Source organism: Acinetobacter sp. 1424608 (assembly GCF_000588255.1).
In the GTDB taxonomy this organism is placed as follows: domain Bacteria; phylum Pseudomonadota; class Gammaproteobacteria; order Pseudomonadales; family Moraxellaceae; genus Acinetobacter; species Acinetobacter nosocomialis.
Genome location: NZ_JFXL01000006.1, coordinates 91,608 through 106,956 on the forward strand (window position 1 = coordinate 91,608; position 15,349 = coordinate 106,956).

Annotated in this window: 11 protein-coding genes; 6 read left to right on the top strand and 5 right to left on the bottom strand. The window is 41.1% G+C overall.

The window, feature by feature from the left end:
- Positions 1–46: 46 nt before the first annotated feature.
- Positions 47–763, top strand: coding sequence for a DUF2846 domain-containing protein (locus J678_RS12355; RefSeq protein ID WP_002053277.1), 717 nt, complete (start codon positions 47–49; stop codon positions 761–763).
- Positions 764–787: 24 nt separating this feature from the next.
- On the opposite strand, the gene J678_RS12360 is transcribed toward J678_RS12355, so the two are convergent.
- The 4 genes from J678_RS12360 to J678_RS12375 all read right to left on the bottom strand — a co-directional run bounded on the left by J678_RS12360 (position 788) and on the right by J678_RS12375 (position 6,627).
- The gene (locus tag J678_RS12360) at positions 788–1,342 is read right to left on the bottom strand and encodes a DUF2059 domain-containing protein (RefSeq protein WP_002053362.1); all 555 of its coding nucleotides are present in this window, start codon (positions 1,340–1,342) and stop codon (positions 788–790) included.
- A gap of 141 nt (positions 1,343–1,483) precedes the next feature.
- Positions 1,484–3,010 (bottom strand): fumarate hydratase, encoded by a 1,527-nt coding sequence (locus J678_RS12365; protein WP_002053445.1) that lies wholly within the window; start codon positions 3,008–3,010, stop codon positions 1,484–1,486.
- Between the two features lie 226 nt (positions 3,011–3,236).
- A complete protein-coding gene (gene pta, locus J678_RS12370) occupies positions 3,237–5,381 on the bottom strand; it encodes a phosphate acetyltransferase (protein WP_032027329.1) in 2,145 nt (714 codons plus the stop codon).
- Between the two features lie 43 nt (positions 5,382–5,424).
- Complete coding sequence (locus tag J678_RS12375) at positions 5,425–6,627, bottom strand: acetate/propionate family kinase (RefSeq protein ID WP_017393928.1); 1,203 nt, start codon at positions 6,625–6,627, stop codon at positions 5,425–5,427.
- Positions 6,628–7,388: 761 nt separating this feature from the next.
- On the opposite strand from J678_RS12375, the gene edd reads away from it, so the two are divergent.
- From edd to J678_RS12400, 5 genes are all read left to right on the top strand, one after another.
- Complete coding sequence (edd, locus tag J678_RS12380) at positions 7,389–9,242, top strand: phosphogluconate dehydratase (RefSeq protein ID WP_017393927.1); 1,854 nt, start codon at positions 7,389–7,391, stop codon at positions 9,240–9,242.
- A gap of 20 nt (positions 9,243–9,262) precedes the next feature.
- A complete protein-coding gene (eda, locus tag J678_RS12385; protein WP_017393926.1) occupies positions 9,263–9,883 on the top strand; it encodes a bifunctional 4-hydroxy-2-oxoglutarate aldolase/2-dehydro-3-deoxy-phosphogluconate aldolase in 621 nt (206 codons plus the stop codon).
- Positions 9,884–10,080: 197 nt separating this feature from the next.
- Positions 10,081–11,439, top strand: a complete 1,359-nt coding sequence (locus J678_RS12390; protein WP_002053229.1) for a gluconate:H+ symporter — start codon at positions 10,081–10,083, stop codon at positions 11,437–11,439.
- Between the two features lie 17 nt (positions 11,440–11,456).
- Complete coding sequence (locus J678_RS12395; protein ID WP_004710666.1) at positions 11,457–11,969, top strand: gluconokinase; 513 nt, start codon at positions 11,457–11,459, stop codon at positions 11,967–11,969.
- A gap of 172 nt (positions 11,970–12,141) precedes the next feature.
- Positions 12,142–13,770: an NADP-dependent glyceraldehyde-3-phosphate dehydrogenase gene (locus J678_RS12400; RefSeq protein ID WP_017393925.1), complete on the top strand. Its 1,629-nt coding sequence runs from the start codon at positions 12,142–12,144 to the stop codon at positions 13,768–13,770.
- Positions 13,771–13,875: 105 nt separating this feature from the next.
- On the opposite strand, the gene J678_RS12405 is transcribed toward J678_RS12400, so the two are convergent.
- Positions 13,876–15,141 carry a glutamate-5-semialdehyde dehydrogenase gene (locus tag J678_RS12405; protein ID WP_017393924.1) on the bottom strand — a complete coding sequence of 422 codons (1,266 nt, stop codon included), beginning with the start codon at positions 15,139–15,141 and terminating at the stop codon, positions 13,876–13,878.
- Positions 15,142–15,349: the final 208 nt, after the last annotated feature.

The following is a 15,349-nucleotide window of genomic DNA, read 5'->3' on the forward strand; positions in this document are numbered from 1 at the left end:
GTTTTGCGATATAGAAAAATCAAAAGAAAACGCTTTGAGGGATGTCATGCGTTATTTAATTATTGCATTAAGTTGTACCGCATTACTTGCAGGTTGCCAAAGTTCATCACACTTAGCAAAAAATTCAGGTGAGCTGACTGCGACTTTACCGAAAGTTGATGTAGATAAAGCACCTGGGGTGTTTGATCAATACCATGTCGGTGGCTTTAGCATGGGTGGGTGGGTAAATCAGAAACTAGGTCAGACATTTGTACCGATTAAACCGCAAAATGAACATGCGGCAGTTGTCTATCTGTATCGGCCAGATACTAAATGGAACCGTCAGGAAATTGCAGCCATCAATTTGTTTGTAAATGGCAAGCGAATTCCAAGTTTATTGCATAACCACTATTACTGGATTGAACTGCCAGCAGGAAGTTATCGTATTTCTGCAAGTCGTCCTTTATTAGGTATTCATTTCCAAGAGCCAAAATATATTGATATTACGGTCGATGCAGGAACATCTTATTATTTAAAATACGATGAAGAAAATAAAATGGACCGTGGTGAACACACTGGCCCGTTTATGTTAATGCAAGATAATATCGGTCGTAGAGAAATTGCATTTACCGAGCTTAAATCTTCTAGCTATAATTTTGTTGCTGAAGATGCTTCAGGAAAAATACGTCATAAACCACAAGAGTTAAAACCAGCCAAATATGACGAAAAGTCAGATGTTCATCTGATTAAACCATTTAAATTGTGGAATCCTTTAACGTGGTAATGGGTTGCAAAAGATAAAGAAAAGTTAAGACTTTTCTTTATCTTTCATGAGTGGCGCAATAATTTTAAGCATCTCTTCTTGCATATGGTCACGTGCTTTAGGGTCATTAAAAGTTTGTTGTCCCAGCTCCATCATATATTCTGAAATTTGCCCCATAATCTGTACGTTCTTACGCGTAATCGATTGGCCTTCTGGGGTTTTTAAAAACTTTAAATTTGCCTGAACTTCTTCTTCAGTATATGTCTTTAAATAAATATCTTGTAAGGCTTGCGTAGTTTTTGGGCTACTAATGAGCTGGTTACTCGAATCTTTTAAAAGTAAGCCTAATTTTTTCGCGGCCTCTTTTTCTTTCGCACCTAAAGTTTTGATGCCCGTAATATTAGTGATGATCTGCTCAGCTTGTTGATCATAATAAGGTGTTAATTCATTAATTGATTCTTTCAGTAAATAATCAATTTGGCTCATTTGCATGAGTTCTTTGACTGAACTTAATTTGGCAGGAGAAGCAAATAAGCTTGTCGTAATACAGCTTAGGCAGAGGCTGATTGAGAGATTTTTGAGAATAGGGCGGATAGTCATGAAATGACCTATATGCAATATATGGCGGGGGGGGTTTTTTTTTTATAAAACAGATTGGTGAATCAATTGTTACAATTCTTTTCAATTTCCAAAAAAAATTATAAGGCATAAAAAAAGCACCGAATTCGGTGCTTTTCTTGATTAGCCTGCTGCGGCATCGATTACTGGAATTTTACCAATTTTCGCTTGCCAGATTTTTGGAGCCACTGCGTGAATTGAAGTACCGTTTACATCAACTGCTACAGATACAGGCATGTCTTCAACTACGAATTTGTAGATTGCTTCCATACCTAAGTCTGCAAATGCTACAACTTCAGCTTCACGAACAGCTTTAGATACGAGGTAAGCCGCACCACCAACTGCCATGAGGTAAGTTGCTTTATTGTCTTTGATTGCTTCAATTGCTGCTGGACCACGGTCAGCTTTACCAATCATACCGAATAAACCAGTATGCTCGAGTACTTTACGTGTGAATTTGTCCATACGTGTTGCAGTTGTAGGACCAGCAGGACCAACGACTTCATCACCCACTGGATCAACAGGGCCAACGTAGTAAATAAATTTACCTTTAAGATCAACTGGTAATTCTTCACCATTGTCGATCATTTCAACCATACGTTTGTGCGCAGCGTCACGACCTGTGTACATTGTACCGCTAAGAAGTAATGTGTCACCTGGTTTCCAAGAATCCATTTCTTCTTGAGTAATGGTATCAAGATTTACACGCTTAGATTGTGAAGAGTCCCAAGTTACTGAAGGGTAGTCTTCAAGTTTTGGTGCTTGAATATGAGCTACACCTGAACCATCAAGCTGGAAGTGAGCATGACGAGTCGCAGCACAGTTAGGAATCATACCGACTGGTTTGCCTGCAGCGTGACATGGATAATCTTTGATTTTAATATCAAGAACAGTCGTTAAACCGCCAAGACCTTGTGCACCAATACCCAGAGCATTTACTTTTTCAAAGATTTCGATACGAAGTTCTTCGATTTTGTTCTCTGGTCCACGGCGAAGTAATTCGTCCATGTTGATTTCTTCCATGAGCGCTTCTTTCGCAAGCATCATGGCTTTTTCAGCAGTACCACCAATACCGATACCGAGCATACCAGGAGGACACCAGCCTGCACCCATAGTCGGAACAGTTTTAAGTACCCAGTCAACAATCGAGTCAGATGGGTTAAGCATTGCAAGTTTAGATTTGTTTTCTGAACCACCACCTTTCGCAGCAACAGTAATATCTACCTTGTTACCCGGGACGAGTTTGTAGTGAATAACAGCAGGGGTATTGTCTTTTGTATTTTTACGACCAAATGCAGGGTCAGCAAGTACAGATGCACGAAGAACGTTACTGTTTTCAAGGTAGCCTTGGCGAACACCTTCGTTTACTGCATCGTCTAAGCTCATAGTTAAATCAAATTTAACATCTAAGCCCACTTCAAGGAAAACGTTAACAATACCAGTATCTTGGCAAATTGGGCGATGACCTTCCGCACACATGCGAGAGTTAATTAAAATCTGTGCAATTGCATCCTTTGCAGCTTTGTTTTCTTCGCGATCATAAGCACGGCTCATCGCTTGGATAAAGTCTTGCGGGTGATAGTACGAAATAAACTGTAGGGCGTCCTTGATTGATGTAATCAAGTCATCTTGTTTGATAATCGTTGTCATACCAGAAAATCTCTTGAGCGGGCTGTTAGCTAGCGGGCTAAATTATATGACAAAAACACAAACTTGTGGGGGATTGGTTGATCTTTTGACCGAAAGTCGAATAGGACTAGTGCTAAGTGTTTTAAAACTAAGAATAACCAAAAGGGAATGTTGTTATTTAAGAATAAAAAAAGCCATTTGAGCGGATATCAAATGGCGAGAGGTAGAAAAGATTAAATGATATTAATTATTTCGCAGCAGCCTGTTGTTCTGCCTGAATTGCTGTTAAGGCAATAGTAAAGACAATATCATCTACTAAAGCACCACGAGACAAGTCATTGACTGGCTTGTTTAGACCTTGCAGCATTGGTCCAACGCTGACTACATTTGCTGCACGTTGTACTGCTTTATAGGTCGTGTTACCTGTATTTAAGTCAGGGAAAATAAATACATTGGCACGGCCAGCTACAGGTGAATTCGGTGCCTTTTGGCGTCCGACACTTTCAACGGAAGCTGCATCATATTGGAGTGGACCGTCAATTAGTAAATCAGGACGGCGTTGCTGTGCAATTTGAGTCGCTTGCTGTACTTTCTCAACATCCGCACCTGTTCCAGACGTACCAGTTGAATAGCTGATCATGGCAATACGTGGGTCAATTCCAAACGCTTTTGCAGAGTCAGCAGACTGAATCGCAATTTCAGCAAGTTGGTCGGCTGTAGGGTCTGGGTTAATTGCACAGTCACCGTAAACATATACTTCATCTGGTAAAAGCATAAAGAATATGGACGAAACTAAAGAGTAAGAAGGTGCGGTTTTAATCAGCTGAAAAGCAGGACGCACGGTGTTAGCCGTGGTGTGAACTGCACCTGAAACCAAACCATCTACATGATCTAGCGCCAGCATCATGGTGCCAAGAACTACGGTGTCTTGTAATTGATCTTTGGCTTGTAACTCGTTGAGTTTACCTTTGCGGAGTTCAACCATAGGTGCAACATATTGATTACGAATGCTGTCCGGATCAATAATTTCCAAATCTGCTGGTAATTCAATACCGCGTGCTTTTGCAACGTCTTGTACCGCCTCTGGTTTTGCTAACAAAATACAATGCGCAATACCACGAGCCTGACATATAGCAGCAGCTTCAATAGTGCGTGGTTCATCGCCTTCTGGAAGAACAATCCGTTTTTTGGCTGCAATCGATTTTTGTACCAGTTCGTGACGGAATGCAGAAGGAGAAAGACGTGGTGTTGCTCCATTATTACTGTGTTGTTTAAGCCATTCGACATCGATATGACTTGAAACAAAACGAGTCACTTGCTCGGCACGCTCAGTGTCATCGGTTGGAATTTCATTACCAAAATCGGATAAACGCTGTGCTGTTTCCAGTGTGTTTAAACGGGTATGTAAAATTGGCAACCCTTGTTTGATGGCACTTTGGCAGAACTCTAAAAGCTCAGGAGCAGGGGCTTCACGTTCAGTCAACACCAAGCCTGCCAGTGGAATACCATTACTAGTTGCTAAACTACTTGCAAGTAATACATCGGTACGTTCAGATGCACTAATAATCAGCTCACCTGCAATGAATTTATTAAGTTCATATTCAATACTTGAGGCAATTAAACTTGAGTGCAAAATACGACGTGTTTTCGCTTCGCCTTGATGTACCCATTGACCATCAATCACATTCGCGATGTCTAAAGTTCTAGGTACACTTAAGGTATTACTAAATGGGACTAAACCAATAATTGGTAAATCGTTTGATCCAAAGTAGCGATTGTATTTTTGCAGTTCTGTCGTAAATTTTGCGATGTCTTCGGTTGGGCGTAGTGACGGATCAAATGCGACAGGTATTTGCGCTGTTTCCTCAGATAACCCACGTGTACGCATAAAGAGTACACCCGCTGTTCGATTAGAGGTTGGACCACCAAACTGCCGTAAGTGTGCTTCAACTTTCTCTGCTGTTTTACGTGGGTTTTGGATGTCTGCTGTACTTACCAAAACTACTTCTGCATCTAGGGCTTGAGCAAGGCTCGCATTCAGCTCACTGGCAAAATGATCTTGCCCATTTGGCAATAAGCCTTCAACAATAATCACATTATTGTCTTCTGAAATACTACGATGAAGACTTCCCGCTTCTTCAAGTAGTTCATCTACTTCGCCAGCCGCAATACGTTGGGTTAGCTTTTCATGAGAAATGGATTGAACGGTTTTACCTTGAAATAAGTGGCCAAATAAAGAGGTGGTCCGGTCTAATTTTTCTTGATCTACCTGAGAAAATGGTTTTAAAAAGCCTGCTTTAATCCCATTACAATCAAGTGCATAAATCATACCTAAGCAGGCAGAGGTTAGACCAACCCCTTCACCTGTAGGAATTAATAAAATTGTATTCATATAAACCTATAAATAAATGAATAACGTTCTTTGACTTCTGTAATTAAGCAAGGCTAACTTCAGGAGATGTATTTGGTGAAACGTCTACAACCTGACGAGTTTCTTTGGCAATACGGCCTTCTTCATCGGTTGGAATTACCCAAATTTGTGGACCTGTACCGCTATCGATACGGCCTTCTGTACCACGTTTTAAGTTGTTATTTTGATCTTTATCGAGCTGTAAACCGAAGTGAGGTAAATAAGCTAGAGTTTTTTCACGAATATAAGCTGAGTTTTCACCGATACCACCTGTGAAGATCAGACCATCAATACTTGGTAAACCACAACTTAAGGCAGCAAGTGATTTTGCAAGGCGATAGCTAAATACTTCTATTGCAAGGCGAGCATCCTCGTTGCCGTTTTCAGAAGCTTCAATCACTGTACGCATATCGTTAGAAAGTTGTGATAAGCCAAGTAATCCACTTTCGTTATTTAAAACTTTGTCTATTCTCGCTAAGTCCCAGCCAAGGTTTTTTGCAAGGAAGCTGTGTAAGCTTGGGTCGACATCACCACTACGGGTTCCCATTACAACGCCTTCAAGCGGAGTAAGGCCCATAGAAGTATCAACACTTTGTCCATTCCATACTGCACAAGTCGAGCTACCATTGCCCAAGTGTGCTGTTAGCCAACCACCTTTTTGGAAATTTCCAGCCAGTTCACTGCCTCGGTCAGACACATAAGCATGGCTTGTGCCATGGAAGCCATAGCGGCGAACGTTATGGTCTGTATATAAAAATTTCGGAATTGCATAACGGTATGCATGTGCAGGCATGGTTTGGTGGAATGCGGTGTCAAATACGGCAACTTGAGGTAATTCAGGAAATAGGCGCATTGTTGCTTCAATCCCAATTAAGTGAGCAGGGTTATGAAGCGGGGCAAGAGGCGTAGCTGCACGAATACGTTCTATAATTTCAGGGGTGAGTAATTCAGCTTTAGTAAGACTTCCACCATGTACGACACGGTGACCGATTGCTTGAGGTTTATAGTTTGCAAGACGTGCAAGTAAGGTTTCTAAAGCTTTGGCGTGGTCAGCATAGGGAATTGAAAGCTCTAGCGGTTCTCCACCGACTGTAATTCCTTTAATACGAGCATCAGCTGCCCCTAAGTTTTCTGCTAAACCATAAATACGATCTTCACGACGCTCTGAAACCAGTGCGTATTTGATAGATGAAGAACCGCAATTAATAACTAATACTGATGTAGCCACGTTGAAATACCCAAGTCCTGATTTAAAAATAGTTTTCCTAACTTCCTGATCAAAAGGCATTAATTGCAATATGCACTAAGAGCAGGTTGTGATGTTTTAACATGTGTTGTTTTTCTGTCCAAGATAGACTTTAGCCCATTAGACTTAAGCACTATCGACCATTAAATTTTTTATAACTAATATTTGTTCAGTATAAAGCTTAACCACTGTATTCATTTATTTTTTGTAGATGAATTAAACAGTTTTTTGTATATATTTATGAAGAGTAAATTTGTATTTAATGTAATTTTCAACTATTTGGTATAAATTTTTTAAGAAAAAGAAGTGCTGTTATTTTAATCAAGCTCGATGAATATATTACAAATAATATACGTAAATGAAATTAAGATTTAATCGTCTATATATAGGTTAAAATGAATAAATCATAAACATTTTTATTATAAAATTTAGTATAAAAAAACTATGTTAATACATTTATAAAGATATTTTATTGCTTTGATATTATGAGAATTTTCTCATAGTTATTAGTGGCTAATATATAGGTAAATATAGTCAAAAATAAAACCAGCTTCTTGTATAAAACTTAAACATAATTTGTATTTAATACTCATGCTCAGGTATTACCGTAAAGTTTTCTAGGGCTTGCATGTCGCTTTTTGCCTTAATAATATTGTTCCTCCCCCTTATCAAATGATGATGAAATATATCATTTGGTCTATTTTTATTGTTCCGGCTTATCCGGTTGTACAGGAGCGTCCAGCATGGACTTGCCGAATCCAATATTGGCAAAAGTTACCGAACGTGTAATTGCGCGTAGCCAAAAAACTCGTTCTGCATATTTACAACGTATTGAACATGCTCAAGGCAAATTTCCAGCTCGTGGAGCACTTTCATGTGCCAATCTGGCTCATGGATTTGCCGGCATGGAAGATAATGAAAAATTAATTATTAAAGTGGGGCGTGAACCAAATATTGGTATTGTGTCTTCTTATAATGAAATGCTTTCGGCACATGCCCCATATAAAACATTCCCTGACATTATAAAAACAGCTGCTCGCGAAAATGGCGGCGTTGCACAGTTTGCTGGTGGTGTACCGGCAATGTGTGATGGTATTACTCAAGGTAATGCCGGTATGGAATTGTCATTGTTTTCACGTGAAACAATTGCAATGAGTACAGCGATTGCACTTTCTCATAATATGTTTGACGCTGCATTGTGTCTCGGGGTATGCGATAAGATTGTGCCAGGCTTGCTGATTGGTGCTTTACAGTTTGGTTATCTACCAACTATTTTTGTACCCGCAGGTCCAATGAGCAGCGGTTTATCGAATGATGATAAAGCTAAAATCCGCCAGCAATTCGCTACAGGCCAAGTAGGTCGCGATGCCTTACTTGAAGCTGAGTCTGCTGCATATCATGGGCAGGGTACATGTACATTCTATGGTACTGCCAATAGTAACCAAATGTTGATGGAAGTGATGGGTTTACATTTGCCAAGTGCTGCATTTGTCCATCCTCACACACCACTACGTGACGCGCTTACTGCCGAAGCTGCTAAACGTGTACTTGACTTAACTGCTGAGCGAGGCAACTACACGCCAATTGGTCATGTTATTGATGAAAAAGCCATTATCAATGGCATTGTAGCTTTACTGGCTACAGGCGGTTCAACCAACCATACCTTACATCTTATTGCGATTGCACGTGCGGCTGGCATCTTAATTGACTGGGATGACTTTGATGAGTTGTCTGCTGTTGTTCCATTGCTCGCAAAAATCTATCCAAATGGTAAAGCCGATGTAAACCATTTCCAAGCAGCGGGTGGGGTGGCATTCCTTATTCGTAACTTACTTGAGGCTGGTTTACTACATAACGATGTGACGACAGTCGCTGGTAAAGGTTTACAGCACTACACTAAAGAACCGAAATTGATTGACGGTCAGCTCACTTGGGTTGACGGTGTGGTTCAAAGCCTTGATGACAAAGTACTCCGTAGTATTGATGCGCCGTTTCAGCCAGATGGTGGCTTGCGCTTAATGCAAGGTCGCCTTGGCCGTGGTGTTATTAAAATTTCTGCGGTTGCGCCAGAGCACCGTAAAGTGAAAGCACCAGCAATCGTATTTGACTCGCAAGAAGCGGTACAAGCGGCGTTTGATCGTGGTGAATTACACCGAGACTTTATTGCGGTGGTTCGTTTCCAAGGTGCTCGTGCGAATGGTATGCCTGAATTACACCGTTTAACGCCTGTGTTGGGTGTTTTACAAGATCAAGGCTTCCATGTTGCATTAGTGACTGATGGCCGTATGTCTGGTGCTTCAGGCAAAGTACCGGCAGTCATTCATTTGTCTCCAGAAGCGTTATTAAACGGTCCGATTGGAAAAGTTCAAACTGGAGATATGTTAATCATTGATGCTGAAGCTGGCGTACTCGATATTGAGTTAGATGAACAAACTTGGCAGTCACGCCCTGTTGCATTGCCAGAACATCAGGCTGAAAACGAAGTCGGTTTTGGACGTGAATTATTTGGTGTATTCCGTGCAGCAGCAGCGCCTGCTGAGCATGGTGCATCTGTGTTTGGTGCACTTGTTGGCGAAGAGCCACAAGCGCATATTTGAGACGAAGGAATTACAAAGTAATGAGCAAGATTGAAGATGTTGTCAAATTAGGCCCAGTAATTCCAGTGTTGGCTTTTGATTCTGCTGAACAAGGTGAGCATGTATCACGTGCGTTGCATGCTGGTGGTGTAAAAGTACTGGAAATTACTTTACGTACCGCTGCTGGTTTGGCTGCTATTGAGCGAGCGTCTCAGTTAGCAGATGACATTGTGGTGGGCGTAGGAACGATTACTAAGCCTGAGCATTGTGCTCAAGCTAAAAAAGCAGGCGCTAAATTCGGGGTATCTCCGGGTTTGACTAAGGAGTTGCATCTGGCTGCGCAAGATGCGGGCTTGCCTCTTTTACCAGGGGTAATGACACCGAGTGATCTTATTCAAGCGATTGAATTGGGTTACGACATTGTGAAGTTTTTCCCTGCTCAACAGGCTGGTGGTGTAGAGATGCTAAAAGCATTTTATGGACCATTTCCAAACTTACGTTTTTGTCCTACAGGTGGAATTACAGCGGAGTCAGCTCCAGATTTCTTGAAGCAGCCTAATGTCGTGTGTGTAGGTGGGTCATGGTTAACACCTAAACCTGTTGTCGCTGCACAAGATTGGGCTGAAATTACCCGTTTAGCCCAAATTGCAAGTCAGTTGTGAGTTTTACGAAAGTAATTGTGGTTTGAAAATCTAAAGTGTCTTTTAGGTGCTTTAGATTTTTTGTGATGCGGTGACTGGCGGATGCCAGTCATACAAAATATAAAAAATGAGTGCTTCAACAATGAGTATATCTCTGGTTGAAGAGCTTCGTTTGGGCAGTATGCCTAGATAGCATTATTCCAAGGAGAAAGTGTCACATGGAGACCGTTCAGGGTGGCATGTTGCTTATCTATACTTTAATCGCGATTGTTGCTTTGATTGTTATGATCGCGAAGTTTAGAATTTACCCCTTTTTAGTTCTTATTATTGTTTCTCTCGGTTTAGCTCTTGCAGTTGGCATGCCAATGGATGGGATCGTTAAATCATATGAGGCTGGTACCGGTAAAACATTAGGTCACCTTGCGATTGTGATTGCGCTAGGAACCATGCTTGGCAAGATGATGGCCGAGTCAGGTGGTGCAGAACGAATAGCAATTACTTTAATTAAATGGTTTGGTGAAAAACATATTCACTGGGCCATGATGTTCATTGCATTAATTGTGGGGCTTCCAGTATTTTTCGAAGTCGGTTTTGTACTTCTAATTCCAATTGCCTTCAACATTGCTAAACGCACAGGTAAATCATTGTTGGTTGTAGGTTTGCCTATGGTTGCAGGTTTATCGGTCGTACACGGGTTGATTCCACCACATCCAGCAGCTTTGCTCGCGGTGCAGGCTTACCACGCCGACATCGGTAAAACCATTATGTACAGTTTGTTGGTTGGTGTCCCGACAGCGGTTGTTGCAGGTCCATTGTATGCATTATGGATCAACAAATATGTCAAATTGCCTGAAAACAATCCTTTAGCAAAGCAGTTTGTTGAAGCAGATGCTAACAAGACACGTGAATTACCAAGTTTTGGTATTACCTTATTTACGATCATGCTGCCAGTTGCATTGATGCTAGTTGGTAGTTGGGCAGATGTTTTCTTTGCTCCAAAAACTTTCCCAAATGAGTTATTACGCTTTATTGGTACTTCTGATATTGCATTACTTATTGCTGTTTTGGTCAGCTTTATTACTTTCGGCACCATGCAGGGTTTCAACCGTGAACAAATCGAAAAGTTCTGTGGTGGGTGCTTGGCTTCAATTGCCGGTATTTTGTTGATTGTTGGTGCTGGTGGCGGTTTTGGCGGTATTTTAAGAGACAGTGGAATTTCTAATGAAATTGTATCTACTGCTTTAAAAGCAAACCTTTCACCATTGTTGCTAGGATGGCTTGTTGCAGCTCTTATACGCTTGGCGACAGGATCGGCTACTGTTGCAATGGCTACGGCTTGTAGCATTGTTGCACCTATTGCGGCGGCGGCAGGTGTAGTTGTTAGACCTGAACTTTTAGTATTAGCAACAGGTTCAGGATCATTAATTTTCTCGCATGTAAACGATGCTGGTTTCTGGCTAATCAAAGAATATTTTGGAATGACAGTTGGGCAGACACTGAAGACTTGGTCTGTACTGGAAACAATTATTTCAGTACTTGGTTTGTCTTTCACATTGTTGCTTAGCGCTGTTTTGTAATTAGAGGTAGGTAATCCATGATTGTGATAGCTATGGGTGTCTGTGGAACAGGGAAAACCCTCATTGGTGAGTTGTTATCAGAGCGTTTGGCTTGTGAGTTTCTTGATGGCGATACGCTTCATTCCGCTGCAAATAAAAGCAAGATGAGCCAAGGTATTCCTTTAACTGATGAAGATCGCTTGCCATGGTTGCAAGCCATTCGTCAGGCAATTGAAACAAAACAAAGAGATGGTGAAACAGCTGTGTTTACATGCTCATCTTTAAAGCGGATGTATCGCGATATTTTAAGAGGGCAGGACCAGAATGTTAAGTTTGTATATCTAAAAGGTTCTTTTGAACTATTACAGCAAAGACTTGCAGAAAGATCTGGTCATTTTTTTGACCCATCGTTGTTACAAACTCAACTAGATACATTAGAAGAACCTGATGTGAATGAGGCAATAGCAATTGATATTGCTCTCACACCAGAACAGATCATTGAACAAGTCATCCAGAAGCTAGGGGTGACTGATAGTGTGTGTCGGGGGTAAATTCATCTAGAAAATATCGAAACTATCACAGCCTTAAGATATTCACCTTGCATTTACGGTTCAAGCAAGGTGAGTACTGATAATAATAGTAGTATTGACCCGAATAAGACCTGATTACAGTGAAAGCTCGGTAGATATAAAAAGATATACAAAGAATAAGGTATTAAGAAGAATGAATCAGTTAAATAATTTACAGCATAAATTTCCAGTAGTGGACAGTATTCCTGAAAGTGTACGTCTGCCATCTCAAATTCATCAACGTGTCTCACTGGTGGACGGTGAGTTGAAGCTATGGGCTGGTCCAACCAAGAAAACATTATCTCCAATCTGGATTCAGCAGTCTGACGGTAGCCTACAGCAAGTTGAACTTGGTAGTTATCCAGTCATGGGCGAAAAAGAAAGTGATGAAGCTCTGGAAGCGGCAGTACGGGCTTACAACAATGGTCGCGGCGAATGGCCAATGATGAAGGTTAGTGAGCGTATTGCATGTATGCAAAATTTCATTCAGCGCATGGTAGAGCAACGAGATCTGATTATTAAGCTGATCATGTGGGAAATTGGCAAGAGCTTGGCTGACTCAGAGAAAGAGTTTGATCGTACTATTACCTATATGCGTCAAACCATTGATGCTTTAAAAGATCTGGATAATGCTAACTCTCGCTTTGTAATTGCTGAAGGTACTATTGGTCAAATTCGTCGTACTCCATTAGGTGTTGTGTTGTGTATGGGACCATACAACTATCCACTGAATGAAACCTTCGCAACCCTCATCCCAGCTATGCTAATGGGTAATACCATTATTTTTAAACCACCTCAATTTGGAACTTTACTATTTGAACCATTGCTAGAGGCATTCCGAGATTCATTTCCAAAAGGCGTAATCAATACTATCTATGCACCCGGTTCTCTGGTAGTGCCTCACTTATTAGCGTCAGGGCAAATTAATGTACTGGCACTCATTGGTTCTAGTAAAGTGGCTGATCATTTGAAAAAGCAACATCCAAAATCCCATCGTCTGCGTGCGATTTTGGGGTTGGATGCGAAGAATGCAGCCATCATTTTGCCTGATGCTGACTTAGACCTGACAGTGAAAGAATGTCTATTAGGTGCATTGTCATTCAATGGTCAGCGTTGTACGGCTTTGAAAATGCTGATGGTACACCGCTCAATAGCCGATGAATTTGTTAATCGTTTAACGACTGAGCTGGCTAAACTGAAAGTAGGTATGCCGTGGGAAAAAGGTGTCTCTATTACGCCGCTACCGGGTATGCACCGTACTACCTACATGACTGAAGTGATTGAAGATGCTGTAGCTAAAGGGGCTAAAGTGGTTAATCCGGAAGGTGGTGAATTCTACAAAACCATGTTCTATCCAGCTGTCGTTTATCCAGTGACTGAGGGGATGAGACTATATCGCGAAGAACAGTTTGGGCCAGTGGTACCAGTTGCTGTTTATGATGATATTGAAACTGTATTGGACTATGTCACTACTTCTGATCATGGTCAGCAGGTGAGTATTTTTGGTAGTGACCCAGCGCAAATTGGTCATTTGGTCGATACACTGGTACATCAAGTTTGTCGTGTAAACATCAACTGTCAATGTCAGCGTGGCCCTGATGTATTCCCATTTGGCGGTCGTAAAGATTCTGCAGAAGGTACGCTGTCTGTGCATGATGCGCTTCGTGCATTCTCGATCCGCTCTATGATTGCAGCTAAACAGACTGATGACAGTAAAGGTATGCTGGCTTCTATGGTGTCTGAGCACTATTCGAAGTTTGTGAATACCGACTTTATTTTCTAATTGATATACGATTAAAAAAACCAGCCTTTGGGCTGGCTTTTTTATGGGAAATAACAAAATAAAAACGCCTGATATGGATCAGGCGTTTTTATTTAAATAAGGGATTTATTGACGAATTTGACCGTCACCTAACACAATCCATTTTTGAGAAGTTAAACCTTCTAAGCCAACAGGGCCGCGTGCATGGATTTTATCAGTTGAGATACCAATCTCAGCACCTAAACCATATTCAAAGCCATCAGCAAAACGAGTTGAGGCATTAACTACGACTGAACTTGAATCTACACGAGCCAAGAACTGACGAGCTAAAGTATAGTTTTCAGTCACAATTGCATCGGTATGATGCGAACCATATTTGTTGATATGGTCAATTGCTTCATCAATGCCGCTAACCACTTTAACTGCAAGAATCGGCCCTAGATATTCGGTATACCAATCTTCTTCTGTTGCAGGTTTTACAGAGCTTCCTAAAATACGACGTGTTTCTGGACAGCCACGTAACTCAACTTGTTTTTCAGCATAAAGTTCAGCAATGCGTGGTAAGAAAACATCTGCAATTTTTTCATCAACAAGCAGTGTTTCCATCGCATTACAAACACCGTAACGATGAGTTTTGGCATTTAAAGTAATCGGTAATGCTTTTTGCAAGTCTGCTTGTGCTTCTACAAACACGTGGCAGTTACCATCAAGATGCTTAATCACAGGAATACGGGCTTCGTTGGTTACACGCTCAATTAAGCTTTTACCACCGCGTGGAACAATGACATCTACATACTCAGCCATGGTAATGAGGTGACCAACTGCCGCACGGTCAGAAGTTTCAATCACTTGTACTGAGTGCTCAGGTAAACCAGCAACTTTTAAACCATGTTTAACTGCTTCTGCGATTGCTTTGTTTGACTCAAGTGCTTCTGAGCCACCACGTAAAATAATGGCATTGCCCGATTTAATTGCTAAAGATGCAGCTTCAAGTGTGACGTTTGGACGTGATTCATAAATCATACCTACTACACCCAAAGGCACACGCATTTTCCCAATTTGAATGCCTGTGGGGCGATATGCAAGATCCGTAATTTCCCCAATTGGATCGACGAGAGCGATCACATCTTTTAAACCTTGCAACATCCCTTTAAAACGTGCGGGCGTAAGTTCAAGACGATCAAGTAAGGCACTGTCAAGTTGGTTACTACGGCCTTTTTCCATGTCGAGTTGATTCGCCGCCAAAATCGCTGCCTGATTATTTTCTAAAGCAGTGTAAATGGCAGAGAGTGCATGATTTTTAAGCGAAGTCGAAGCACTTGTTAAAACACGTGAAGCCTCTCGTGCTTGTTGCCCGACTTTTTGCATATATTGTTCAATTGAATCTTGCATAGCAGTTTTTAATCATTTATCAATGACTACGATAGTAGCAGTCAAATGCGGAACAATGAATGGCTTTTTTTGAAAAATGTGACCGCTATAAAAAAACATTTAAATATTTTGCAAACTATTCGCGGCTTAAACAAGATGAGCGGTCATTTCAGCGATTGCGTATATTTCAGACAATTGTTTAGAATGGACTTGTGCAATACAAACTAAT

Excerpts from the sequence above, each read along its gene's own strand:
- J678_RS12355 (WP_002053277.1), top strand. The coding sequence starts at position 47 with ATGCGTTATTTAATTATTGCATTAAGTTGTACCGCATTACTTGCAGGT.
- J678_RS12360 (WP_002053362.1), bottom strand. The coding sequence starts at position 1,342 with ATGACTATCCGCCCTATTCTCAAAAATCTCTCAATCAGCCTCTGCCTA.
- J678_RS12365 (WP_002053445.1), bottom strand. The coding sequence starts at position 3,010 with ATGACAACGATTATCAAACAAGATGACTTGATTACATCAATCAAGGAC.
- pta (WP_032027329.1), bottom strand. The coding sequence starts at position 5,381 with ATGAATACAATTTTATTAATTCCTACAGGTGAAGGGGTTGGTCTAACC.
- edd (WP_017393927.1), top strand. The coding sequence starts at position 7,389 with ATGGACTTGCCGAATCCAATATTGGCAAAAGTTACCGAACGTGTAATT.
- eda (WP_017393926.1), top strand. The coding sequence starts at position 9,263 with ATGAGCAAGATTGAAGATGTTGTCAAATTAGGCCCAGTAATTCCAGTG.
- J678_RS12390 (WP_002053229.1), top strand. The coding sequence starts at position 10,081 with ATGGAGACCGTTCAGGGTGGCATGTTGCTTATCTATACTTTAATCGCG.
- J678_RS12395 (WP_004710666.1), top strand. The coding sequence starts at position 11,457 with ATGATTGTGATAGCTATGGGTGTCTGTGGAACAGGGAAAACCCTCATT.
- J678_RS12400 (WP_017393925.1), top strand. The coding sequence starts at position 12,142 with ATGAATCAGTTAAATAATTTACAGCATAAATTTCCAGTAGTGGACAGT.
- J678_RS12405 (WP_017393924.1), bottom strand. The coding sequence starts at position 15,141 with ATGCAAGATTCAATTGAACAATATATGCAAAAAGTCGGGCAACAAGCA.